Here is a 23,240-nt window from a genome sequence, read left to right as displayed (position 1 = left end):
GGTGTTAATATAGTAATATAAATGTTAATAGCTATTATATAAATATAAAAGGGTGATCCGCTTGTTCATTCCAGAATATCAAAATCCGGTATTGCTTCAACGAGCCGATCCATGGGTGTATAAACATACGGACGGCTATTACTATTTTACAGCATCTGTGCCAGAATACGATCGCATCGAAGTTCGTCGCTCGCAGACGATTCAAGGTCTTGCGCAAGGCGAGGTGTCTGTAGCTTGGCGCAAGTATGAAACAGGCCCGATGAGCGCTAACATTTGGGCGCCTGAAATCCATTTCATCGATGGCAAATGGTACATCTACTTCGCTGCAGCACGCACGACGGAGACGCAAGACGGTCTGTTCGACCACCGTATGTTCGTACTGGAGAACGCTTCCGCTAATCCGCTGGAAGGCGAATGGGTAGAGAAGGGCCAAGTGATTACAGAATGGGAATCGTTCGCGCTGGACGCAACGTCGTTCAACCACAAAGGTACGCAGTACCTCGTATGGGCGCAGAAGGATCCTTCTATTAAAGGTAACTCGAATCTGTACATTGCACCACTGGCTAATCCGTGGACGCTTGGCGCTAAGCAAGTGATGATCACGACGCCGGAATACGAGTGGGAGAAAATCGGCTTCCTCGTTAACGAAGGTGCAGCTGTACTGAAGCGCAATGGCAAGATCTTCATCAGCTTCTCCGGCAGCGCAACGGATTACAACTATTGCATGGGTCTGCTGTGGGCAGACGAGAATGCGGATCTGATGGATCCGGCTTCTTGGAATAAGCTCCCTGAGCCAGTGTTCCAGACGAATGAAGCGAACAGCCAATACGGCCCTGGACATAACAGCTTCACGGTTTCCGAAGACGGCAAGCATGATGTCCTCGTATACCATGCTCGCAACTACAAAGAAATCGTTGGCGATCCGCTTTACGATCCGAACCGCCACGCGCGTGCGCAAGTGCTGACTTGGAACGAAGACGGCATGCCGGTATTCGGAGTACCAGTGCCGGACGCGAAGCAAGAAGCGAAGGCGTAACAACCAAGAGCCGCGCAGTCATTGATGACTGTGCGGCTCTTTTTTATGTTTTGAGGCGATGTCGGTCAGGCGATTTTATTTTCTGACTCGTATAGGCAAGCTTCCCTCCATCAGCTGGTTGGTCAACATACGGCGTGAAATCCTCGGTATTAATAAGCTGCGACGACGGATCAGCTAGCAGCTTCTTCTCCTGAACCTTCCACGTATGCGTAAGACGATCAGATCTGCGAATCGCGGCAAAATGATACGGCGACGCGCTTCGCACCGCCAGCCCATGCTGCAGACAATCACGAATGAATTGCACGTCGGAGCCTTGTCGCTTTTTGCCGAACGGGACCTGCTCGAGCACACTCGCCCGGAATACGATCGTTGCGCCAGCGACGCGCCGGACATCGCCTTGCGAAGGAATCGTCCGCTTGCGAAGCAGCAGCAGCTGCCGATGAGGGAAGTAGAAGAAGAAGGAGAGTTTCCCAACGACATCTGCACCCGTCTGTGCGAAAGTATGCATAGCGTCGGCTAGATATCCTGGGCCATAGTAATCATCGTCATCGAATTTGGCGATATACGGATATTGTGCAACCGATGCAGCCAGATTCATGCAATCGCCGAGAGGATGTTTAGCAGGCAGACGAAGCACCCGCACATTGTCATAGTTTCGCGCAGCTTCTTCGTAATGAGCCAAGTTCATTGCTTGGCGATTCAATACAATAATAAGCTCCTTGCGGTCCCATTGCTGGCGAGCATAGTTGTTCAGCAACTGCTCCATATATTGCGGTCGAATCGTTGGCGTAACGATTGTGACGCCTTTGCCGCCACTGCCACTGCCTGTGCTTTTGCTGCTGGTGCAGCTCTTCACTCTTCCGCCCATAGATGCTGATCGGCGCATACGGCACCTCCTTCCGTTATGTAAATGGTCGATTTTCCCCCGTCATCGGTCGTGCGCATCCGTTGTTCTTGTCCGTACCTTATACAAGAGAAGCAACAAGCAGGAGGGAGGGCGGAGCTGTGCATGATAAGCATGTGGTAACGTCATTCGGCGGGTATGTGTATGAAGCGGGTATTGTCGGCGTAATCGGGCTTGGCTATGTCGGACTGCCGCTGGCCATGGCATGTATTCGCAGCGGTCTGCAAGTGATTGGCATCGAGATCGACGAGCGCAAGCTTCAGCTGTTGAAGGATGGGAAGAGCTATATTCAAGACATAAGCGACGATGAACTGGCGGCGGCTGTCCGTTCAGGGCAGTTATTAGCAACATCGGATTACGACCAACTGATGGGAGCGGGCAGTATCGTCATTTGCGTGCCAACACCGTTGACAGAGGAGCATACACCGGACGTCAGTTTCATTACGAATACATGTGTGCAGCTGCGAAATGTTCTTCAGCCCGGTCAGCTCGTCGTTGTGGAGAGTACGACCTATCCAGGCACGACCCGCGAGCTTGTGCAGCCGATGCTGGAGCAGGGCGGATTGCGGGCAGGCGTACATTTTCATCTTGCCTATTCGCCAGAACGGATTGACCCAGGCAATCACATCCACCAGTTGCAAGATGTGCCCAAGATCGTTAGCGGTACATCTTCGGACTGTTTGATGAGAGTCCAAGAGCTGTATGGACGTATATTCCAGCATGTTGTGCCAGTATCCTCAACGGATATAGCAGAGGCGGCGAAACTACTGGAGAATAGCTTCCGGCTCATTAACATTTCATTTATCAATGAGTTCGCTAAGTTGTGCGACGAGCTGCAGTTGAATATATGGGAAGTGATCGAGGCAGCAAGTACGAAGCCTTACGGTTTTATGCCGTTCCAGCCTGGCCCTGGTATCGGCGGTCATTGTATCCCTGTTGACCCGCTTTATTTGCAATGGTCAGCACGTCGCTCCGGTACGGAGAGTCGGTTCATCGAGCTGTCGCATCATACGAATGAGACGATGCCTCGCTATATAGTGAACCGGATCGCGCGTCTGCTCGGTCCTGATCGGACATTGAGCGGAGCGTCCGTTCTATTGATCGGGATTGCCTATAAGAAAAATATTGCGGACATGCGCGAATCAAGTGCGCTGACGCTTATCCGTCTGCTGCAGCAAGCCGGGGCGGATGTAAGCTACTACGATCCTTATGTGCCTTCGGTGCGGATTGGCACCTCTGTCATTCATTCTCTGGATCTTACGGATGAAGTGCTGTCTGCCGCTGATTGTACTGTCATTCATACGGATCATGCTGACTTGCCGATCGAGCGCATCGTTGAGAAAGCTGCCGTCCTTTACGATGCGCGCAACGCGACGCGAGGACTGACGAGCAGAGGCAAGCTGGAGAGACTCGGCGGAGGATCCCGCGCAAGCATAGAATCAAGGCAGCAGGTCAGCGAATAGGACGTTTCGAAAGTAAGCGAGCTCTAGCCTTCAAAGCTGCCGCAATCCGGTCAGGGCCTTTGCCGAAATCAAGGGCGACTTTGCCCGTCAACTCGGCAATTCGCGGGGCTAGAATGACAGCGTTGACGCCACAGGAGATAAGCGCAATATCGAACTTGTGACGAATAGTCTTAACGATGTCCATCGTTTCTTCGATTTGATCGTAATGCGAGAACGGGATTGTATAGGCGACATGAAGCCCTAGCGGCTTCTGCTCCAGTATTTCCTTAAGCGGTTCGGGATTACGGGTAATGATAAGGATCCTTCTCCGGCGAAGAATACGCCAGAATTGATCGCTGCTCGGCATCTCGCGATTGACGCATGCATGGCACTGCACGTCTGGGTTCAGCTTGAAGTGGCGAAAGATCCGATTCGTAAGCGGCCGTTTAAGATAACTCGGCGCCTTGATCTGTTCATCGTCCAGGGGAAGCAGACCGACGATGGAGGCAGCTTTGATCGATTTGACGAGCTCGTTGCGCAGTTTAATGTTGGGCAGCGTAACGCCTTTTTCGCCATTATTGGCTTTGATCGCCCAGCGTTCGCGCAGCACTCGGCGCACCGTCCACACGGACCGCTGTGCGAGCACGATATTCTCGCCGTCTCCGACTCGAACGAGTGACAGCGGCTTGCGGTCCACCAATGCTTGATCGATCTTACGGAGGACATCGTTCAGTTCCAGGTAGACAGACAACCGCCATCCCCGCTTTCCCCGCAGAATAAGTAACTGCTGCATTATATGTAGCTTGGCGCGTTGAGGGGTTATGCATTTGTACCGTCACAATAAATGCCTATCCGCGCTTGTAAAACCGAATTCTACTGCCGGTAGAATCCGGCTTCCGCTAGGTCAAGAACCCGCCTGTTATAAGGGCTGAGCCGATTCAACTGATAGTAGATAGCCGATTGGAAGAGTCGTATGCTATGCTCGATTCAGACAGTGCGCACTGTTCCATTGGATATGGAGGGGATTCGGAATGATCGACGCGAGAAAATTCGGGGCACGTATTTCAGAATTGCGCAAGGAACGGGATATGACGCAATCCAATTTAGCGGAGAAGCTCAACATCAGCCATCAAGCGGTGTCCAAATGGGAGAGAGGCGAATCGCTGCCGGACGTTGCAATCCTGCCTCGGTTGTCAGAGTTGTTCGAAATCTCACTAGATGAACTGCTGCTTAGCGGCAGCAGGGACCGTACACAGAATGGCAGCGTCTATGCCAGCAAGCTGCTTGAGAAGCTTTCGGAAGGACAGACGGACGAAGCGGCATCCTTCATTAATAAGAATGCTGCGGCAGCAGACGATTTAATCGAGATTGCGCCGATGTTGAAGGCGAGCACGCTGAATGAGCTGACGCAGCAGCTAGAGCCGGAAGTATTCAATCAACAGTTCGCGTTCCAACTGGCTCCCTTTGTTTCCAAGCAGTCATTGCATAAGGTCGTTACTTCCGTATCGCAGACATGGGGCTGGGAATTCATCGAAGGCCTTGCACCGTTTCTTTCCGAAGAATCGCTGAACAGGCTTGTTGAGGCGGCTGAACAACATTCCGTTTCTGCGCAGCGTATCGTTAGCCTCGCTCCATTCTTGAACAAGGAACAGTTGACCCGACTTGTAAAGGCGTCGGAGGAAGGGGCGTTCGACCTTCATATGGTCGTATCGCTCGCACCGTTCCTTGACCGTCAGACACTTGGAGACTTAGCGGAGCGGGCGATTAATGGCGAGATTGAAGGCTCGCTGCTCGTTGGTCTTGCGCCCTTCCTGGAGCGCGGCGCTGTCGACCGATTCGCCGAGATGGCGGCAGAAGGCTCTATACGTACGGAGGTTGTACTCGGCTTAGCGCCATTCATGAGTCAGGATGCGCTTGGCAGCCTTGCAGAACGCGGGCTGCAAGGCGAGATTAGCGAGCATGCGATCATCGGTCTTGCGCCTTTCATCGGCAGAGAACGGCTTAATGCGATCGTCCAGGGAGCATCGGAACGTGGACGACTGTCGTTGAATACGCTTGTTAGCCTTGCGCCATTCCTAGGTAGAGAACAACTAGCCGGGCTTGTACAACGTGCGGCAGAAGCGGGAGAGCTGTCGCCGAATTCTATCGCCAGTCTCGCGCCATTCCTTGATCAGCAGTTGCTTGGCGCTATGATCAGTGCGATGTTAAGCGGTATACATCAGCAATCGTAACTTGAATAGGAGCGGCGATTAACTTTATAAGAACGTAAGCGTACAGTGCAGGCAATGGAATGCCTGCACTGTAATAATTTTGAAATTATACTTAATGTAAGCGTTATCGAAATCGTTTTAGCAATTGTTTTATATGCTTTCGCTTAGTATAATGAGGGCATCGTTCATTCGTTTAAAGGTTAAACTAATTCATTATTTATCCAATAAAGGAGCGACAACAATGACGAAGTACGAATATCCGTTCCGCAATCCGGAACTGCCGCTCGAAGAACGTGTAGCGGACTTGGTCTCGCGTCTAACGCTTGACGAGAAAGTGGATTCGATGCCGCAGTATATGACTGCGATCGAACGCCTGGGCATCGCGCCTTACAAGCACGGTACGGAGGGTGCACACGGTATCGCTTGGCTGGGAGAGGCAACGAGCTTCCCGCAGCCGATTGGCCTTGGCCTGACATGGGACCAAGATCTGTTGAAACAGATCGGTGACGTTATCGGTACGGAGGCTCGCGTATTCTATAAGCGCAAGCCGGAGATTAACGGCCTGACGCTGTGGGCGCCAACGGTTGATATGGAGCGCGACCCGCGTTGGGGACGTACGGAGGAAGCATACGGCGAAGACCCGCATTTGACTGGCGAATTGACGGCTGCGCTGACGCAAGGCATTCAAGGCGACCATCCGAAATACTTGAAGGCAGTCGCATCGCTGAAGCACTTCCTAGGCAATAACAACGAAATCAACCGCGGCAGCTGCTCCGCGAGCATTGACCCGCGCAACATGCGCGAATATTATTTCAAAGCATTCGAGCCTGCGTTCGTCAAAGGCGGCGCGCAATCGATGATGACGGCTTACAACTCCATTAACGGCACGCCAGCGCTTCTGCATGAGACGGTTAACAGCGTTGTTAAGGGCCAATGGATGGACGGCTTCATTGTAAGTGATGCGGCAGATATGATAGGTATCGTTAACGATCACAAATATTATGATTCGATGGCGCTTGCTGTCGCTGACTCGATCAAAGCAGGTATCGACAGCGTTACGGACGATTTCAAGGTCGTCACGCAAGCGATCCGTGAAGCGCTTGAACAGGGACTCCTTGCGGAATCCGATCTGGACAAAGCGGTGGCGAACACGTTCCGCGTTCGGATGCGTCTTGGCGAGTTCGATCCACAGGAGCTTGTACCATATGCAGCGATTGATGACGCATCGCTAATGACAGCTGAGCATCAAGCCTTGTCGCTCAAGGCTGCGCAGAAGAACGTCGTTCTGCTCAAGAACAATGGCGCACTGCCGCTGGATGCAAGCAAGTTGAACAAATTAGCCGTTATCGGTCCGCTCGGCGATATCGTTTATCGCGACTGGTATTCCGGTACGCTTCCTTATAAAGTAACGCCGCTTGAAGCCATCCAAGGCAAGCTGGCTGGCAAATCGGTTTCCTTCGTTGATGGCAATGACCGCATCAAGCTTCGTTCAAAGGCAAACGGCCAATACCTGACGATCAGTGAAGCCGAGAGCAAACAGCTGGCGGCAACGGCAGATGCTGCAGGCGCTGAAACATTTAATGTAGGCGACTGGGGCTGGGGCAGCCTGACGCTGCAAGCGGAGAGCAACGGCAAGTATGTAACGACGGACGAGGAGAAAGTAACGGCATCGGCGGAAGAAGTATATGGCTGGTTCGTGAAAGAAGTGTTCCATCTTGTGCCGCAAGGCGATGGCGCTCACGCGATCACGACTTGGAGCAATCGTACGGTTACCGCGGCTGAAGCTGGACTTGGCGTGAACGATTCGAAGACGTTCGAAGCATCCGAATTGTTCGAGAAGGAAGTCGTACGTGACGGTCAGAAGGAAGCAATCGAGGCAGCAAAGCAAGCAGAAACGGCTGTTGTCTTCGTCGGCAACAACCCACTCGTGAACGGCAAGGAAGAAATCGACCGTCCAGGTCTTGAGTTGGCTGAAGCGCAGCTTCGTCTGGTACAAGCTGTTTATGAAGCGAACCCGAATACGGTCGTTGTTGTAACGGGCGGCTATCCATTCGAAATCAACTGGATCAACGAGAACATTCCGGCAGTCATCTACTCGTCGCATTCCGGCCAAGAGCACGGCACTGCGCTGGCTGACGTATTGTTCGGCGATTTCAACCCAGCTGGCCGTCTGAACATGACGTGGTACCGTTCGGCTGACCAACTGACAGACATTATGGACTACGACATTATTAAAGGTAAACGTACGTACCTGTACTTCGAGGACAAGCCGCTCTATCCATTCGGCCACGGTCTGTCGTACTCGACGTTCGCATATGGCACGGCGCAAGTCGCTGCAGCTGAAATTAACGGCGATGGCGAAGTAACGGTATCGGTTCGGGTGGAGAACACGAGCAGCGTTGCGGGTGAAGAGGTTGTTCAATTGTACGTCCGCGCTGAGCAATCCCGCGTGAAGCGTCCGGTGAAGAAGCTGTATGGCTTCCGTCGTATCGCGCTTCAGCCGGGTGAATCACAGACGGTTACGTTCACGGTTCCGGCGATTGAACTGGCAATCTGGGATGTTACCCGCGAGAAGTATGCGGTTGAATCGGGTGAGTACACGCTGCTGATCGGCAGCACGTCCGATGATATCCGGACTTCGGAAGTTGTGAGAATCAACGGCGAGACGATTCCTGCGCGCAACCTTGGCGTTCAGACGAAGGCAGAGAACTTCGACGACTATGAGGGCACTTTCCTTGGCGAGAGCAAAGAAGGTTTCGCAGCTGTCGAGCTTAGCGGCGAGGCAGGCTGGATCGCGTTCAAGGACGTTGAGCTTGGCGGAGGCGCAGCTGCGATTGAGGTTCGTGCTGCGGCTGCAGCGAAGGGCGGCCGTCTGGAGGTTCGCCTCGGTTCCGCGCAAGGAACGCTGGTTGGGTCGATTGACATCGCAGCAACAGGCGGCGAGCAAGCATGGCGTACGTTCGACTCTGCGCTGCAAGGCGCAGCGGGTCGTCAAGACGTGTTCGTAACATTGACAGGCGACGTTCGTGTCAGCTGGCTGAAACTGGCTTAATTGGAGAGCGTGAAAGCCTTACCGATCTTGATAGAGACGATCGGTAAGGCTTTTTGTGCAAGAAAATGATGTTAAATGTATTTTTTTTGAATCCTTTCTGGGCGACCGTACGTATGGAAGGTTATAAGCTGTTATTAAGTACAATTTATCATGCATGAAACGTATGAAATCAGCTTATTTAGCCGAGCCTAAATGTTTGTATAAGCAAGTAGATTTTTGATGATTACTAGAGTATAGTTGGGGTTAGAGTCTGGAAATTCAAGGCTTTAACCTTCTGGTTCAACGGCATTCATCCTGCAGTTACAATTGGAAAGGGAGGTGGACAAACGATGTCGATTAGTTTGGTGAAAGGTCAGAAGATTGATCTGACGAAAGGCAATGCAGGCTTGACGAAAGTTACGATTGGTCTGGGCTGGGATCCTGTGCAGACGAAAGGCGGACTCTTCGGTTTGAAGAAGCAAGCTGCCAATATCGACTGCGACGCTTCGGTCCTGATGCTTAACGAGCAGTCGAAATTGACGAACGACCATCACGTTGTTTGTTTCTACAATAAGCAAAGCCCATGTCAATCTGTTATTCACTCCGGTGATAACATTACCGGCGAAGGCGATGGCGACGACGAGCAGATCTTCATTGATCTGGCGAAGGTTCCTGCTGGCGTGGACAAGCTTCTTGCTGTTGTTAATATCTACGATTGCGTTAACCGCAAACAGGATTTCGGCATGATTCAGTCCGCATACATACGAGTGATGGACGGAACGAAGGGCAATGAGCTCGTTCGCTTCAATCTGTCGGAGAGCTATGCAGGCAAGACGGCGCTTATCTGTGGCGAGCTGTACCGTCATAACGGCGAGTGGAAATTTTCGGCGATCGGTGAAGGCACGCACGCCGTTCATATCAATCAGTTAGCTGCTGAGCATAAATAAGCGGTGGCCGGCTGCTAAGCCGGCTCTGCAGAAGAGAGGTGTATACCATGGCAATTAGCTTGACGAAAGGCCAGAAGGTCGATTTGACGAAAACAAACCCGGGGCTGACGAAAGTAACGGTAGGCCTTGGTTGGGACACGAACAAATACGACGGCGGCAAAGACTTCGATCTCGACGTGTCGGTCTTCTTGACTAACGCAGCGGGCAAGGTTGAGGGCGAGCGCAACTTCATCTACTTCAACAACCCTCAGAACGAGAACGGCTCGGTCGTTCATACGGGCGACAACCGGACTGGCGCAGGTGAAGGTGACGATGAACAGATCAACATCGACCTTGCGAACGTTCCGGCGAACGTAGAGAAGATCGCGTTCACGATCACGATCTATGAGGCCCAAGAGCGCAACCAGAACTTCGGTCAAGTATCCCGCGCTTATGTCCGCATTCTGAACGATGCGAACAGCGAGGAACTGATCCGCTTCGATCTCGGCGAGGACTTCTCGATCGAGACGGGCGTTGTCGTTGGCGAGCTGTATCGCCACAGCGGTGAATGGAAATTCAGCGCGATCGGCAGCGGCTACAAGGACGGCTTGGCTGGCCTTGTACGCGATTACGGCTTGCAATAAGCAGGTGAAAGCCCGTGCGGCAGACCTTCGCTCTAGCGGCTGGTCTGCCGCACGCCATTTTGGTCAGGAGAGGAAGAGAATTCGATGAGCATCTCACTATCTAAAGGTCAACGCGTTGATCTTACGAAGACAAATCCGGGTCTTACGCAAGTTGTCGTTGGTCTAGGCTGGGACACGAACAAATATGTCGGCGGTGCTGACTTCGACTTGGACGCATCGGCTTTTCTGCTGTACGAGGATGGCAAGGCGAAGGGCGCCGATGATTTCGTATTCTACAACAATGTATCGGGCGGTAACGGTTCGGTCGTTCACACGGGCGACAATCGGACAGGCGAAGGCGATGGCGATGATGAGCAGATCAACATTGATTTAAGCAAAGTGCCAGCTTCGATCCATCGGATCGGCATTACAGTGACGATTTATGATTACGAATCGCGCAAGCAAAATTTTGGACAAGTCTCGAACGCATTCGTCCGCGTTGTTGACGCTTCTTCGGACCGCGAAGTTCTTCGCTTCGATCTCGGGGAAGAGTTCTCGACAGAGACGGCTGTCGTATTCTGCGAGTTCTACCGTCACGGCGGCGAGTGGAAATTCCAAGCGATCGGCAGCGGCTTCGCAGGCGGACTGATGGCGCTATGCCGTAATTACGGCTTAGACGCGAACTAGATTGCAGCCCGGCTTGTCTGTGGAGCAAGCTGGGCAGTACGAGCTGGGCGTGCGATCGATAACGATCGAAAACAACTTCTCCGCTTGTCTTGCAGCTGCAGCTGTGCGTATAGCGTAATGGAGAGTTTCGAATACGATTATCCCATTTTCTATTGGAGGCAGCATTCATGGATTGGTTGAACAAAATAGGAGAGAGCTATGGTCATTTCTTCTCCTGGGCAGACATTTCAGCAACATTCACGGACCCGGCAAGCTGGGGCATCATTCTCAGCCTCGTCTTGCTAGAGGGCCTGCTATCTGCGGATAACGCGCTCGTGCTGGCCGTTATGGTTCGTCACCTGCCGAAAGATCAGCAGAAAAAGGCATTGTTCTACGGCTTGCTTGGCGCTTACGTATTCCGATTCTTAGCGATTGGCTTCGGTACATACCTCGTTAAGTTTACGCTGGTGAAGGTACTTGGTGCGGCCTACCTGATGTTCATCGCATACAAGGGATTGTTCAAGCACGGCGGAGATGAACAGACCGAAGGTAAAGCCTATGGCTTCTGGAAGACTGTATTAATGGTCGAACTGATGGATATCGCATTCAGTATCGACAGCGTTATCGCGGCATTCGGTGTGAGCAACGAAGTATGGGTTCTGTTCTTGGGCGGTATTCTGGGCGTTCTCATGATGCGCGGCGTTGCGCAAGTATTCCTCAAGCTCATCGAGCGTTTCCCAGAGCTGGAGAAAGCAGCATTCGTTCTGATCGCTGTTATCGCCATCAAAATGCTGTTGGGAGCATTCGGCGTTCATATTTCGCACTACCTGTTCTTCGCAGCGATGTTCCTCGTATTCGGCGGTGCGATCGTGCTGAGTATCCTTCGCCGCAAGAAGGTCAAAGAGAATGCTTAAAGAGATCTGCATCAGCGCTCTTTCATAGTAATAATACGAATCCCTCCACTATGGAGGGATTCGTTCGTATAAGGGATAGAAGGGAGGAGCGAGCGTCATGCGTTATTATGATGATTTGTCCGAAGAGGAAAGAGGGGCGATGTTCTTCTGCCCGCCGATGTCGTTCTCGAACCGTACGCCAAGAGAACAACTTGCTTATGCCGTTGGAGCGGCTTTGTACATGCCTGCGACGCGTCCGACGATTGCAGCCGATTTGATCACGGGGAAGCTGAGTGAACTAGTGACGGCGGTTATCGATCTTGAAGATGCTGTAGCAGACCTTATGGTCGATGCAGCCGAATATTCGCTCATACAACAGTTGTCGCGTGTTGCCGCGGCTGTGGATAGCGGCGTGCTGCCGCAGGAACGACTGCCGCTCCTCTTCATTCGGGTTCGTTCAACGGATCAGATGGCGAGGTTGTTAGTCCGATTAGAGGATTCGGTTCGTATTGTAACCGGGTTCGTATTTCCAAAGTTCACGCCGTCTACAGGGGAACGGTACTTCCGGCTGCTGGATGACTACAACCGATGCAGAGAGCAGGACGAGCCTCCGCTATATGGTATGCCAGTATTAGAGAGTGCTTCGATTATTTATAGAGAGAGCCGATTGGAAACGCTGCTCGATACGAAGCGGCTGCTGGACGCTTATCGGGACTATGTGTTGAATGTGCGGATTGGCGCGACGGATTTCTCCAGTCTATTCGGGTTGAGACGAAGTCCAGAGCTGACGGTATATGACCTTGCAGCGATACGAGATTGCATTGCGGACATTATGAATATTTTCGGCAGAGCAGAAGATGGGTATGTCGTATCAGGCCCGGTGTGGGAATATTTCGGAACGGGCAACGATCGGCCTCATCAGTTGGCAGCGCTGCGGGAAACGCGTCTGCGTGATGCACTGATGCCGGAACTGCCGAACCAACGCCACTCCGCGCTTGGTACGTTAACAGAAGATGTGAGTGCGACGTTCATTCGCGAGATTATGTTGGATAAAGAGAACGGATTGATCGGCAAGACGGTAATCCACCCGGTTCAGCTGCGTACGGTACAGGCCATGTACACCGTTACGCGCGAAGAGTATATGGATGCGCTCGCGATTCTGGAGAATCGGGATGGCAGCCTTGGCGTCATGAAGAGTGAGTATGGTAATAAGATGAACGAATTTAAGCCGCATTATTACTGGGCGAGAAAAATGATTGCGAGAGCGAATATATACGGGGTGCTGCATGATGAGCAACGCTACACAGCCTTATTCCGAGAGCAAGGCTACGCACGTTTATAACATTGCCGGCAGCTTGCAGGTGACGGTGTCAGAGAAAGATAATCCATTTGGACTTCCGATCTCATCCTTATTTCATATGGCGGCACGCAACAATCCGAAACGTTCGTTTCTATTCGTAAGCAAGCTGCTCGGCAAGCATATTCCAATCGATCCGCATATCTCGCTGCTTGCGGGTTATGCGCTGGCTGTACTGCTGTGTCGGCATCTGCAGCCTGAACGGTCATCGGAATGGGAGCCGCTGCTGCAGCAGACGATGAAAGGCTTAACGGACCCGACTGAAGCGCCTAGTGTGTATCGGAAGGTAATTGCTGAACGGCTGCGGCCGCCGATGCCGCTCAAGCTTCTCGGCTTCGCGGAGACGGCAACGGCGCTGGGACATGCCATGTTCGATGCATTCGAGAGCAATGCGACCTATCTGCATACGACGCGAGAACTGTTGGCGGACCGAGATTCGGTGCTGCAGTTCGACGAGGAGCATTCGCATGCGGTGGCACACCGCTGTTACGCGGAGCGAAGCGATTATTGGGATAACGGCGAGATTGTCGTATTCGTCGATGACGAGATGACGACAGGGAAGACGACGCTGAACCTCATTCGGGACATGCATGCGAAATTTCCGCGGAAGCGGTATGTCGTTGCATCGCTGCTCGATTGGCGCAGTGAAACGGCAGAAGAGGCATTCGCTTCGCTTGCGAACGAGTTCGACATTTCGATTGAGACGATTACGCTCTATCGGGGAACGATCGAAGTGAACGGCGTGGCGTTCCCGAACGGGGCGCCGCAAGGGCTGTTGAACAGTGGCGAGGATACCGACGAGGCGCTGCCTATTGCCTGCCCGGAATGCCGCGTACATATGCTGCAATCGGTGTTCGAGCCGGTGGGGGCGGTGTCGCTTGACCAGGCTGGACGCTCGAATCATGCTCCGTATATGAGACAGACGGGGCGCTTCGGTATTGCAACAGAGGAGCGGAAGCGGGCGGATGATGCGATACAGAACGCAGCTTCCCAATTGGAGGCGCTTCGTACTGGCAGCGGTGGCAATACGCTCGTCATCGGCACAGGGGAGTTCATGTACGTGCCGATGCAAATTGCTGCGGCGATGCAAGGCAGCGTCTATTATCAGTCCTCGACGCGAAGTCCGATTCATCCGCTGGATCGTGCGGATTATGCGGTCAAGGACGGAGTGACATTCCCTTCGCCTGACGATGAAGGTGTCCGGCATTATCTTTATAATCTCGGCGCTCACGCTTATGAGGATGTCTTCGTTATTGTGGAGCGGGCAACGCCAATGGAGCGGCTCGCGCCGATGCTGGAAGCACTGAAGCATATCAACTGCAAGGTGATTCATGCGGTGTGCTGCACGAGCGCTTCAGAACCTGTGAATCCTCTGGACGACCAGCATGCGGCGCGTGATCCACGAGTGGCGAAGGTGTTCGAACGGACGATGAAGCCGCCTGTGCCGCTTGGCAGTTATGCACCTTCGGATGTAACGTTCCTGCTGAAGGACCTGCGTGGAGCGCAGCTCGAGATGCCAACCGAAGACCGGGAAGAAGCGATTCAGTCCGGCGTTCATTACTCGGAGATGCTGCCGAAGGAATACGAGCCCTCGGAGCAATACCTGCAGCTGTATCGTAAGACGCTGGACGATTCGGCGCCTCTGGTCGCCGAAGGGATTGCAGCCGTCGCGGAGCTTATTGTTCGCAAACGCGGATTATCGTGCGTACTCGTGTCGCTGGCGAGGGCCGGGACGCCGGTAGGCGTTCTTATTAAGCGGTATATCGAGCAGCGTTACGGCGTCTCGCTGCCGCATTACAGCATTTCGATTATTCGGGGCAAAGGGATCGACGAGAACGCACTCATTTATATTTTGCAAAAACATGGGTTAGAGGCATCGATTCAGTTCGTTGATGGTTGGACGGGCAAAGGGGCGATACGCCGCACGTTGATCGAAGCATGCCGCCAATTCGAAGACAAGTATGGCGTACGGTTGAGCGATGATCTCGCCGTGCTGGCCGATCCTGGACGTTGTTCGGAGACGTTCGGGACGCGGGAGGACTATCTCATTCCAAGTGCGTGCCTGAATGCCACGGTGTCTGGCCTTATGAGCCGTACAGTGCTGAAGCCCGGGCTGATCGGGCCGGATGATTATCATGGCTCCAAGTTCTATGAGCATTGGCGTTCGATCGATGAATCGAATCGGTTCGTTGAACGTATTGCGGCGCATTTTGAGGTCATCGCGCAGACAGCGGCTGGTTGTGCGGATAAGAACAAGCAGGAATCACCGGAAGCGACCTGGCAGGGACTTGCGGACATTCAAGCGGTGCAGCAAGCGTTCGGTATTGAGGATATTAACCTAATCAAGCCGGGGGTTGGCGAGACATGCCGTGTGCTGCTGCGGCGCGTGCCGTGGAAGATTCTTGTTGACCGAGTGGACAATCCGCATCTTGCGCCTATTCTGCTGCTTGCAGAGGAGCGGGGCGTGCCGGTTGAGCCGTTTCCGGGACTTGCCTTTTCGTGCTGCGGCATCATTAAGCCATTGAAGGGAGAGTCCGCATGATCTATGCAAGCGACTTGGATCAGACGCTTATCTTCTCCAGACGGTCGATGATTGTGCCGGAAGACGAACCAGGCATTCGCATCGTGGAATGGATCAACGGCAAGTCGCAGTCCTTCATGTCCGAGGCATCCATCGCGGTGTTGAAAGAATTGAATGAGAGGCTTGTGTTCGTTCCCGTAACGACGCGGACGATGGCGCAGTACCGCCGCATCGAGGTGTTCCAGCGGGATATCGTGCCTGCTTATGCGATAACGAGCAATGGCGGCCGTATTCTGATCCGAGGCGAAGAAGATGCCTACTGGCAGAAGCTTGTACAGGATCGGCTGAAGCGCGCCGCGTGTTCATCCGAAGAGGCGCGGCAATGGTTTGCTCCAATCGTTCAGCCGGAATGGGTGAAGGAAGAACGTCTGTGCGATGAGTTGTTTTATGTGTATATGGTGGACCGAGACAAGCTGCCGTTGGAAGCCGTACAGGAGCGTGCGGAGCTGCTCGCTGAGCGGGGATGGGAAGTATCGGTGCAGGGACGGAAGGTGTACCTCGTGCCTGCTGTTGTGAACAAGAGGGATGCTGTCTCTTATATTAGGCAGCGTCATCCGGAAGCAGCGCTTATCGCCTCAGGCGATTCACTGCTGGATCGAAGCCTGCTGGAGGCAGCAGATGATGCGATCGCTCCTGCTCATGGAGAGCTGTACCGCGTTTATCAGACGACTGGGCAGCATGGCAGTTGGGTATTTACGGAGCGTTCGGGCTTGTATGCAGGGGAAGAGATTGCGTCTTTCGTGCAGACGAAGGCTGAATCATTGGGACAAAGAACATGGGGGGAACGTTCGTCATGAAGAGCAAGAAGGAGTATCGCGTCTACTTTAACCGTTGGTTTTCCGTTGCCTATCATTATATGAACAGCATCCGCAACAATGAGGACGGCCTTCCGTTCAAGCTGTATGGCACGCATCCGGATCCCCGTCATATGGCGCTGCAAGCGGCAGACTATGCTGCGACAGAACCTGTCCTTCAAGGTGTGGAATATGTGCAGTGGCTCGCTGACTTCTGCAAGGAGCATGAGATCGATGTGTTCATTCCGCGGCTGCGGATGCTCGATATCGCCCGCAATATCGAACTGTTCGACGCGATTGGCACGAAGGTAACCGTGTGTCGCGACGTTGATTTGTTAGAGAAGATTTCGATCAAGGACAAATTTTATGAAGAGGTACGTGAGAGCGGCATTATGGAAGTGCCGGCGTACGAGGTCGTAACGGACGCGGCAGGGTTCAAGCAGGCGTACGAGCGGCTTCTCGCCGAAGGCCATCGCGTCTGCTTCAAGCCGACGGATTCGGAGGGCGGATTAGGCTTTCGCATCGTGAATGATCAACGGAATGCGCTGAGTGACCTGTTTGGTTATGTAACGAATGAGCTGACGTTCGAGGAAGCTTATTCGATTTTGTCACAGGCGGACAGTTTCCCATCGATGATGGTCATGGAGCTGCTGGAAGGTCCTGAATACAGCATTGACTGTATTGCGGACGGCCAAGGCAATCTGCATGCTGCGATTCCACGGCGCAAAGCGGATGGACGTCTACGTGTCCTCGAGCATAACGAAGAGCTGCTGGCGATTGCGCAACGCGTGGCTGAGGCTTATCGAATTCCCTACAATTTCAACATTCAAATGCGATATTCGAACGGTGTTCCGAAACTTCTGGAAATTAATCCGCGCATGTCCGGCGGTCTTCATGCCACTTGCCTGACGGGCATTAACTTCCCGTATTTGGGCGTGAAAGCAGCGCTGGGACAGCCGATTGGCGAGCTGAAACTGGAGTACAATATGATGACGAGCCATATTGAACTTGCTATGCGGATGGCAACATTCGAGGCGGGTCAAGAGCGTGAGGCTTCATTAGCCGGTGACCGGTCACATTGACAGCGCTTGTGGCGGTTCCTACAATAAGGGAAGAGACTACGTGTCCAGTCCAGTAGTGGAGGGAATCGTCCGTGAACAAAAATACACTAATCGGCGCTGCAGTCGGCTACGTCGCTGCTGTTATAACGGGTTTCGCGCTGCCTGAGGTGCTGTCGCTTATGCTGCCTGCGGGTGGCGCAATTGTTGGCAGTTTGATCCCGACGCGTCCGAATGGCAATAACCCGCCGGGCTTGAATCGAGATCAGTCCAATGGCGCGCAGCCGTTGCCATCTCAGCAGCCACAGCAGCCGAGTCCATCGCCATTCATGCCACCTAGTGCCCTGCCGCCGCAAGCTTCGATCTCCGCAGCTTCAGGCCAGGCGGCGGCACGTCCACAGCCACAACAGGAATCTTCCATTCCGGAGGGCTTCGAGTCGGTTGTGGAGTACTTGCAGGTGCTAGAGGATATGATTATTTCCGAAGGCCAGAAGAACAACCTCGACAGCGAGATCGTCGATAAGTCGCTTGCATTATTCGCACGGGTTCAACGTGTTATTCCGCTGCTGAGTGAGCTTAGCGACAGTAACATCAATCATACGGTTCGCCGACTTGTGCTCAAAGACTTGAACGGTGTCATCAACCCATTCCTACGTCTGAGCGGCGAGATGAAGAGTCAGAACCGACGCATGCTGCTTAATGGCCTGCGGGACGTCAACTCGAAGATTAACGATATCGTCTCGACGGTTGAGCATAAGGATTTGCTGGAGCTTCAGACGAAGGCTGAGCTTATCCACCAACGCTATAAGCAATCGGAGCTCTAATCGAGCCATCCATTTTCCCCTTATCGTAAAGGAGGCAATCGATATGTCAACACAGCTCGTGCAGTTGAAGAAAGAAGACGAACAACAGGTCGTACAGGAAGCATCGCGCCTGATCGGTCAGGTCGCGCAGACGGATTCCGTACAGCTGGATTCCTTGATGGACGAGATTGGCAAGCTGGGCATGAAGACGCAAGAGAAAGCGGGTCAAACGCTTAAGCTGCTTGATCGTCCGGTTAATGACCTGATGGGCGGCAGTCGTGCGGAAGTATCCAACATGATACTGAAACTCCGCAACGAATGCGAGACGCTCCAGCAGAGCAAAAATGTCGGATTTATTGGCAAGCTCGTTCGTAAGAGTCCGCTGAAGAACTATATTTACAAGTATCAGTCGGTCAAAACGAACGTCGACGTAATCATTAACGGCTTGCGCGACGGCAAAGATACGCTTGAAGAAAGCATCGTGAATATGCGCCAGCTGAAGCGCTCTTCACTCGAGGAAATCTATTCGCTCCAGACGAAGATCGCGTTCGGCGACAAGCTGAAGGAGCTGTTCGAGGCTGAAATTGCAAAGCCGGAGAACGAGGGCCGCAAGGCACAACTGGAGCGCGGCTTGCGCAAAGTCGTGACGCGCATTCAGTCGATGACAGAGATGATCATGTTGTACAACCAAGCGATTGCAGCAACGGATATCATCAATGATAACAACGATAAGCTTATCGATTCAGTGAACAACGCGATCGATAAGACGTCCAATCTCATTACGGTGTCGGCGATGATCGCACTTGCGCTGAATGACCAAGAGAAGGTTATTAGTGCCGTTGATGCTACAAACAAAACGATTGAGAACCAGTTCCAAGAGAATGCCCGCCTGCTTCGGCAGACAACGGAGCGGACGAATGACTTGTTGGCGAAACCATCGATGTCGATGGAAGCCGTTAACCGGGCCATCACGGACCTGATGGCAGCGATTGATCTGTCCGAGCAATCGAACCGTCGCATCATCGACAGCTGCAACGATTATACGAACAAAATGACGACGATCAACACGCAGCTGGCGAACCGTCTTGGACATGGCGGCGAACAGCCGAAGGCGTTGAACGCGGCGCAGCAGCCTGATAGTAATAGCGTCAGCTCGTTTTTGAGCTAGAATGGATATAGAGCGATAGAAGAATGGCGGTGCAGGGAGCGATCCCTGCGCCGCCATTTTTGTGTTAACGCATGATGTTGGATCGTGTCGAGAAATTATTCGGTCGCGGCAAGGTATAGGCGGAAGGAATAAAACGAAGAGGATGGAATAAATTGTCTTGTATTAAAATTTATACGCTTATTACAAATTTGTTTCAAAAAGAAGGAGGAATTATTAATGTCTATTACCTCTTCGGTCAACACCGCGTGCAAGATCACGAACAACGCAGGAAAGCCGGTCGTCGTGTTGGATGCCTTCGATTCGTCTACGAATGTCGCCAACAACTCGCCCAAGAAAGGATACCAGCAGTCGCTGAAAATGCTTAGCCTTGCCGAAGGCGGACAAGTTATTTCCAATGGCGGCACAGGAACGGTGACGCTGAACGACACGCGCACCGATTCCAGCGGGAAGACGCAGCCGAATTACCTGTATCAGCTGTTAATCAGCGAGCCTGATTCGTTGTTCCCCGTCATGAATGTCGGCGTGGCGCTCGATTTTGATTCGATGGGCTATCCTCCCGTTACGGTCACTGCGGCCGCAGCCAAAAATATGAGCCTCGCCTTTACATTCTGTCAACACCTCATGGCCTACCCAACCACGGACCTCGCGAAAAATTTCCAGCAAGCATTAACGGATGCGCAAAAAGAGAAGACGGTCGACGATATGATGAAGAAGATCGCCGACTATTTTAACAGTACGAAAGGCTTCAAAGGGCTTGATTTTCCTAGCTATCTCGCAGTCAGCACCTACTTGAAAGCATTTGCATGGAAATGGGGTCTGGATGATGACGGCAACCCGGGACGAACGTTCTGGCTGTATGGCGTGCCAAGCTCCAATTCCTCGTCCAGCGGGGGATCCGCTGTCGTCAATTACGGCTCGATTAAGCTGTCCCGTCCGTCCAGCGCGCCTAACCCAGCCGATCCGAACGATCCGAACAGCGGCTATACGATTACTTACACGCCTGATTCGGACACTAGCCAGAAGCTTGCATTCAGCAGCATGCAGCTGGTCGACGATGCGACGGCCGACACGCCGTCCATCTGTTTGCAATGGACGTTCGCGCTGAAGAGCCAGTTTACCCAAGATGCGAAGGATTCGGTGCTGTGGCCGGCGTTGGTCGGCACGCTCAACGGCATCAAGGTCATTGGCGTGAGCCAAAAGCCGGAGGATGCGTTCGTCAAATGGCTTAAAAACCTCGTTCCGAAAAGCTTTGACGATCTCGTGAATTCGTTCTTGAAAATTATGGGCATCTGGATGGCATACGATTTCTTGAAGACGAAGTTCGCAGGGAAGAAGGACAAGCTCCAGGACGATAAGACGAACGAGAACAAAGGCAAGGACCCGACCGACGATCAACAGAGGCAGGCTGACCAATCGGCGGACGATGTCGGGCGTGCCGCTCTTGACGATGAGCGCAGCAATGCAAGCCGCTTAGACTCGGACGAAATCGACGTGCCGGATATCGACAGCCTGGATGCGACGGTGAGCAGCGTGAACGATTATATCGTCGATACGCTAAAGGAAATAACGGCGGATAATTACGATGCGATGATTGAGGAGTATGAATTCCAGCTCAAGGAGCTTGCGCAGATCGAGGTGAATCCTTCGCTCGAGGATGCCATGAACAAGCTCGTAGAGGCCAAAGGAAACTTAGAGGAAGCCAGAGAGTCGGGCGACTTCAGTTCGGTGAAGGACAGTCTTGGCGATGTGAAAACATCCGTCAATACGGCCATCGACCAAATGGACATTCCGGACGATCTACGCGAACAGCTGCAAGACTCGCAGCGGGCGATCGACGATTTCCAGGAAACCGCCGACGAGATGGACAGCTCCGCCAACGATATCGAGAACGGCGAGGACCCTATTGAGCCTGAGGTAATCGAATGACCGGTTCCGCGAGCTACCCTTTCTCGCTTCGCAATAGCGGAAGCGGAACGGTTGTCGTCTTCTCGACGATGAGCCAACCGATATCGGATCCGCCGTCGCTGGATCACGATGCTTACTATCCGGTCTATACGCAGTTGGGCACCGTCGATTCCAATCAATCGGGAAGCTTCTCGACGGGCAATCCGCTGGCTCGTATCGTGATTGCGCGCGCGACCGACGATTTTCCGCTTAAGCTCGCCATCGTCGACACGCTCGACCCTGACAGCCAATCCGTTACCGTAACCGACGATGACGGGAAGTCGACGGCGCTGGCATGGACGTTCTACCAATCGTATTCAAGCCAGCCCTACCAGCCGATTGCGCTGCAGTTCAACGAATTGGTGCTGAACAATACGGATCCGACGCAGTTGAACGGGCAGGCGGCAAGCTTCTTCTCCGCGAACGGGTATGCGGGCGTCGACTTCGGCATTTTCTCGATGGTCAGCTTCTGGGCGACCAACTCGCTTTATGCGTTCCCGGGCACCTATTATTGCTATGAGCCGCAAAGCGATACGCACGGATTCATCGTTCCGCCCGACGAGGTCGGAACGATTACGGTGGCGAACGGCACCGCTGCCTATACATCGGCTGCGGACGGCAGCACGCAGACGCTTCTGTTCGCCAGATCGAAGCTGACCTCGGCCGGGGCTGATAACAAGAACGGCATTGCGCTGACGAGCATTCCGCGCGATTTCGCATGGGAGGGCAAGCCGGACCAGATCGGCATGTGTTTCGTGGGCACGTATAACGGCGCGGCAATGATCGCGCAGCCGTATCAGAATCCGAGCGTGCCGTGGTACGCGGTCGCTTACGACATGGTGTACGGGGCATTCACTCTGGTGCAGATCGCGATGGCGCTCGATATGGCCGTTCATATGCTGGAGAGCATCCGCAACGGCCTGCAATTTTTGAAGGATAACCTGAGCAAGCTGTACGATAATATCCGCCAGTGGGCGAACGAAACGGGGGACTCTGCCGGACCTGGCTCGGGCATTGGCGACGACGTCGATCCTGTCAACGTTGACGTGGACATCGACGTGGACATTGACGTGGATATTGACGTTGATATCGACATTGACATTGATATCGATGTGGATGTTGATATTGACATCGATGTCGACGTTGACTTCCTCGCGGTCGTCGACGTTGACGTTGACGTGGACATTGACATTGATATCGACGTTGTGACGGATACGGAAACCGACGTGGACATCGACGTGGACATCGACATCGATACGGATGTTGACGTACAGCCGGGCATGATCCGGGGACTGCTCAACAAAGTCGGCGGCTGGATCATGGAGAAGGCTCTGCCGGCGCTGACTGAGATGCTGGCCATCAACTTGGCTTTCATGTCGGCCGCCCAACTGCTGCAAGCCTGGAGGCACGCCGACGAGCAAGGCATTCAAAACTTGCAGCCGCGCGAGTCGACCGGACTCGGCCTCCTCGTCAACTATATGCTCAACGAACAAGTTTCTCTTCAGACCCGCTGGAATACGTTCGCGGATTACGTGCAGCAGTCGCAAGCGGACAATGCCACGATCGAGATGACCGTAAGCACGATCATTATGGCCGGCAACTCTGCGGCCGACCAGGCGGCTACGAATTGGCGCTGGTCGACCGATGCGGAGAACGCCGCCGTGGCCGCCCTCGCGCAGTATACCGGAAACAACAAGTATCAGGCTTTTCAGGCACTGGGCGGATACCAGTATCAGGGACGCGATTTGCCCGTCAAAGTCGGCGCGCAGGTAGCCATGGACTATTTGAAGAAGGGAGGCTGAGG

18 protein-coding genes and 1 pseudogene are annotated in these 23,240 nt (G+C 53.3%); 17 read left to right on the top strand and 2 right to left on the bottom strand.

All coding sequences use genetic code 11. The features are described from left to right. Window positions 1–61 precede the first annotated feature (61 nt). On the top strand, window positions 62–1,036 hold the full coding sequence (locus H8B09_RS21030; protein ID WP_191205517.1) for a glycoside hydrolase family 43 protein: 975 nt from the start codon (window positions 62–64) through the stop codon (window positions 1,034–1,036). 43 nt (window positions 1,037–1,079) lie between these two features. Here the strand turns inward: H8B09_RS21030 and H8B09_RS21025 are convergent, their stop codons facing one another. After that, window positions 1,080–1,922, bottom strand: a complete 843-nt coding sequence (locus H8B09_RS21025) for a glycosyltransferase family 2 protein (RefSeq protein WP_224753825.1) — start codon at window positions 1,920–1,922, stop codon at window positions 1,080–1,082. Window positions 1,923–2,041: 119 nt separating this feature from the next. Between H8B09_RS21025 and H8B09_RS21020 the strand changes: the two genes are divergently transcribed. Next, entirely contained in the window at window positions 2,042–3,403 is a 1,362-nt protein-coding gene (locus H8B09_RS21020) for a nucleotide sugar dehydrogenase (protein ID WP_318152674.1), read from the top strand. Here H8B09_RS21020 and H8B09_RS21015 read toward each other — a convergent pair. After that, complete coding sequence (locus tag H8B09_RS21015) at window positions 3,393–4,133, bottom strand: GT-D fold domain-containing glycosyltransferase (RefSeq protein WP_224753824.1); 741 nt, start codon at window positions 4,131–4,133, stop codon at window positions 3,393–3,395. The genes H8B09_RS21020 and H8B09_RS21015 overlap by 11 nt on opposite strands. Window positions 4,134–4,413: 280 nt before the next feature. Here H8B09_RS21015 and H8B09_RS21010 point away from each other — a divergent pair, with 280 nt between their 5' ends. The 15 genes and pseudogenes from H8B09_RS21010 (at window position 4,414) to H8B09_RS20945 (ending at window position 23,238) form a co-directional block, all read left to right on the top strand. Next, complete coding sequence (locus tag H8B09_RS21010) at window positions 4,414–5,613, top strand: helix-turn-helix domain-containing protein (RefSeq protein WP_191205514.1); 1,200 nt, start codon at window positions 4,414–4,416, stop codon at window positions 5,611–5,613. A 220-nt stretch (window positions 5,614–5,833) separates the two neighbouring features. After that, complete coding sequence (locus H8B09_RS21005) at window positions 5,834–8,644, top strand: glycoside hydrolase family 3 protein (RefSeq protein WP_191205513.1); 2,811 nt, start codon at window positions 5,834–5,836, stop codon at window positions 8,642–8,644. Window positions 8,645–8,973: 329 nt separating this feature from the next. Further along, the gene (locus H8B09_RS21000; RefSeq protein ID WP_191205512.1) at window positions 8,974–9,570 is read left to right on the top strand and encodes a TerD family protein; all 597 of its coding nucleotides are present in this window, start codon (window positions 8,974–8,976) and stop codon (window positions 9,568–9,570) included. Window positions 9,571–9,617: 47 nt separating this feature from the next. Beyond that, window positions 9,618–10,193 carry a TerD family protein gene (locus H8B09_RS20995; protein WP_191205511.1) on the top strand — a complete coding sequence of 192 codons (576 nt, stop codon included), beginning with the start codon at window positions 9,618–9,620 and terminating at the stop codon, window positions 10,191–10,193. 84 nt (window positions 10,194–10,277) lie between these two features. Then, on the top strand, window positions 10,278–10,859 hold the full coding sequence (locus H8B09_RS20990; protein ID WP_191205510.1) for a TerD family protein: 582 nt from the start codon (window positions 10,278–10,280) through the stop codon (window positions 10,857–10,859). A 167-nt stretch (window positions 10,860–11,026) separates the two neighbouring features. Beyond that, the gene (locus H8B09_RS20985; RefSeq protein ID WP_191205509.1) at window positions 11,027–11,752 is read left to right on the top strand and encodes a TerC family protein; all 726 of its coding nucleotides are present in this window, start codon (window positions 11,027–11,029) and stop codon (window positions 11,750–11,752) included. 97 nt (window positions 11,753–11,849) lie between these two features. Next, window positions 11,850–13,073, top strand: a complete 1,224-nt coding sequence (locus H8B09_RS20980; protein WP_224753823.1) for an HpcH/HpaI aldolase/citrate lyase family protein — start codon at window positions 11,850–11,852, stop codon at window positions 13,071–13,073. Then, a pseudogene (locus tag H8B09_RS30620) lies at window positions 13,018–14,382 on the top strand (phosphoribosyltransferase family protein); the annotation flags it as partial. The gene H8B09_RS20980 and the pseudogene H8B09_RS30620, both read left to right, overlap by 56 nt. Window positions 14,383–14,517: 135 nt before the next feature. Then, the gene (locus tag H8B09_RS30615; RefSeq protein ID WP_224753863.1) at window positions 14,518–15,630 is read left to right on the top strand and encodes a cysteine protease StiP family protein; all 1,113 of its coding nucleotides are present in this window, start codon (window positions 14,518–14,520) and stop codon (window positions 15,628–15,630) included. Continuing rightward, window positions 15,627–16,466: an HAD family hydrolase gene (locus H8B09_RS20970; protein WP_191205507.1), complete on the top strand. Its 840-nt coding sequence runs from the start codon at window positions 15,627–15,629 to the stop codon at window positions 16,464–16,466. The genes H8B09_RS30615 and H8B09_RS20970 overlap by 4 nt, the downstream gene beginning before the upstream one ends. Continuing rightward, window positions 16,463–17,545 carry an ATP-grasp domain-containing protein gene (locus tag H8B09_RS20965; RefSeq protein WP_191205506.1) on the top strand — a complete coding sequence of 361 codons (1,083 nt, stop codon included), beginning with the start codon at window positions 16,463–16,465 and terminating at the stop codon, window positions 17,543–17,545. The genes H8B09_RS20970 and H8B09_RS20965 overlap by 4 nt, the downstream gene beginning before the upstream one ends. Window positions 17,546–17,616: 71 nt before the next feature. Beyond that, the gene (locus H8B09_RS20960; protein WP_191205505.1) at window positions 17,617–18,345 is read left to right on the top strand and encodes a hypothetical protein; all 729 of its coding nucleotides are present in this window, start codon (window positions 17,617–17,619) and stop codon (window positions 18,343–18,345) included. Window positions 18,346–18,388: 43 nt separating this feature from the next. Further along, entirely contained in the window at window positions 18,389–19,492 is a 1,104-nt protein-coding gene (locus tag H8B09_RS20955) for a toxic anion resistance protein (protein ID WP_191205504.1), read from the top strand. A 216-nt stretch (window positions 19,493–19,708) separates the two neighbouring features. Continuing rightward, the gene (locus H8B09_RS20950; RefSeq protein ID WP_191205503.1) at window positions 19,709–21,418 is read left to right on the top strand and encodes a DNA repair protein RecN; all 1,710 of its coding nucleotides are present in this window, start codon (window positions 19,709–19,711) and stop codon (window positions 21,416–21,418) included. Continuing rightward, window positions 21,415–23,238 (top strand): hypothetical protein, encoded by a 1,824-nt coding sequence (locus H8B09_RS20945; RefSeq protein WP_191205502.1) that lies wholly within the window; start codon window positions 21,415–21,417, stop codon window positions 23,236–23,238. The genes H8B09_RS20950 and H8B09_RS20945 overlap by 4 nt, the downstream gene beginning before the upstream one ends. The last annotated feature ends 2 nt before the right edge of the window (window positions 23,239–23,240 follow it).

Source organism: Paenibacillus terricola (genome assembly GCF_014779765.1).
Classification (GTDB): Bacteria; Bacillota; Bacilli; order Paenibacillales; family Paenibacillaceae; genus Paenibacillus_T; species Paenibacillus_T terricola.
Note: the sequence above shows the minus strand (reverse complement) of the source record. Positions and strands in the feature narration are given on the sequence as shown.

Bases quoted from the DNA above. Each gene is read 5' to 3' on its own strand.
- H8B09_RS21025 (WP_224753825.1), bottom strand. From the start codon at position 1,922: ATGCGCCGATCAGCATCTATGGGCGGAAGAGTGAAGAGCTGCACCAGC.
- H8B09_RS21010 (WP_191205514.1), top strand. From the start codon at position 4,414: ATGATCGACGCGAGAAAATTCGGGGCACGTATTTCAGAATTGCGCAAG.
- H8B09_RS21005 (WP_191205513.1), top strand. From the start codon at position 5,834: ATGACGAAGTACGAATATCCGTTCCGCAATCCGGAACTGCCGCTCGAA.
- H8B09_RS21000 (WP_191205512.1), top strand. From the start codon at position 8,974: ATGTCGATTAGTTTGGTGAAAGGTCAGAAGATTGATCTGACGAAAGGC.
- H8B09_RS20995 (WP_191205511.1), top strand. From the start codon at position 9,618: ATGGCAATTAGCTTGACGAAAGGCCAGAAGGTCGATTTGACGAAAACA.
- H8B09_RS20990 (WP_191205510.1), top strand. From the start codon at position 10,278: ATGAGCATCTCACTATCTAAAGGTCAACGCGTTGATCTTACGAAGACA.
- H8B09_RS20985 (WP_191205509.1), top strand. From the start codon at position 11,027: ATGGATTGGTTGAACAAAATAGGAGAGAGCTATGGTCATTTCTTCTCC.
- H8B09_RS20980 (WP_224753823.1), top strand. From the start codon at position 11,850: ATGCGTTATTATGATGATTTGTCCGAAGAGGAAAGAGGGGCGATGTTC.
- H8B09_RS30615 (WP_224753863.1), top strand. From the start codon at position 14,518: ATGAAGCCGCCTGTGCCGCTTGGCAGTTATGCACCTTCGGATGTAACG.
- H8B09_RS20970 (WP_191205507.1), top strand. From the start codon at position 15,627: ATGATCTATGCAAGCGACTTGGATCAGACGCTTATCTTCTCCAGACGG.
- H8B09_RS20965 (WP_191205506.1), top strand. From the start codon at position 16,463: ATGAAGAGCAAGAAGGAGTATCGCGTCTACTTTAACCGTTGGTTTTCC.
- H8B09_RS20955 (WP_191205504.1), top strand. From the start codon at position 18,389: ATGTCAACACAGCTCGTGCAGTTGAAGAAAGAAGACGAACAACAGGTC.
- H8B09_RS20950 (WP_191205503.1), top strand. From the start codon at position 19,709: ATGTCTATTACCTCTTCGGTCAACACCGCGTGCAAGATCACGAACAAC.
- H8B09_RS20945 (WP_191205502.1), top strand. From the start codon at position 21,415: ATGACCGGTTCCGCGAGCTACCCTTTCTCGCTTCGCAATAGCGGAAGC.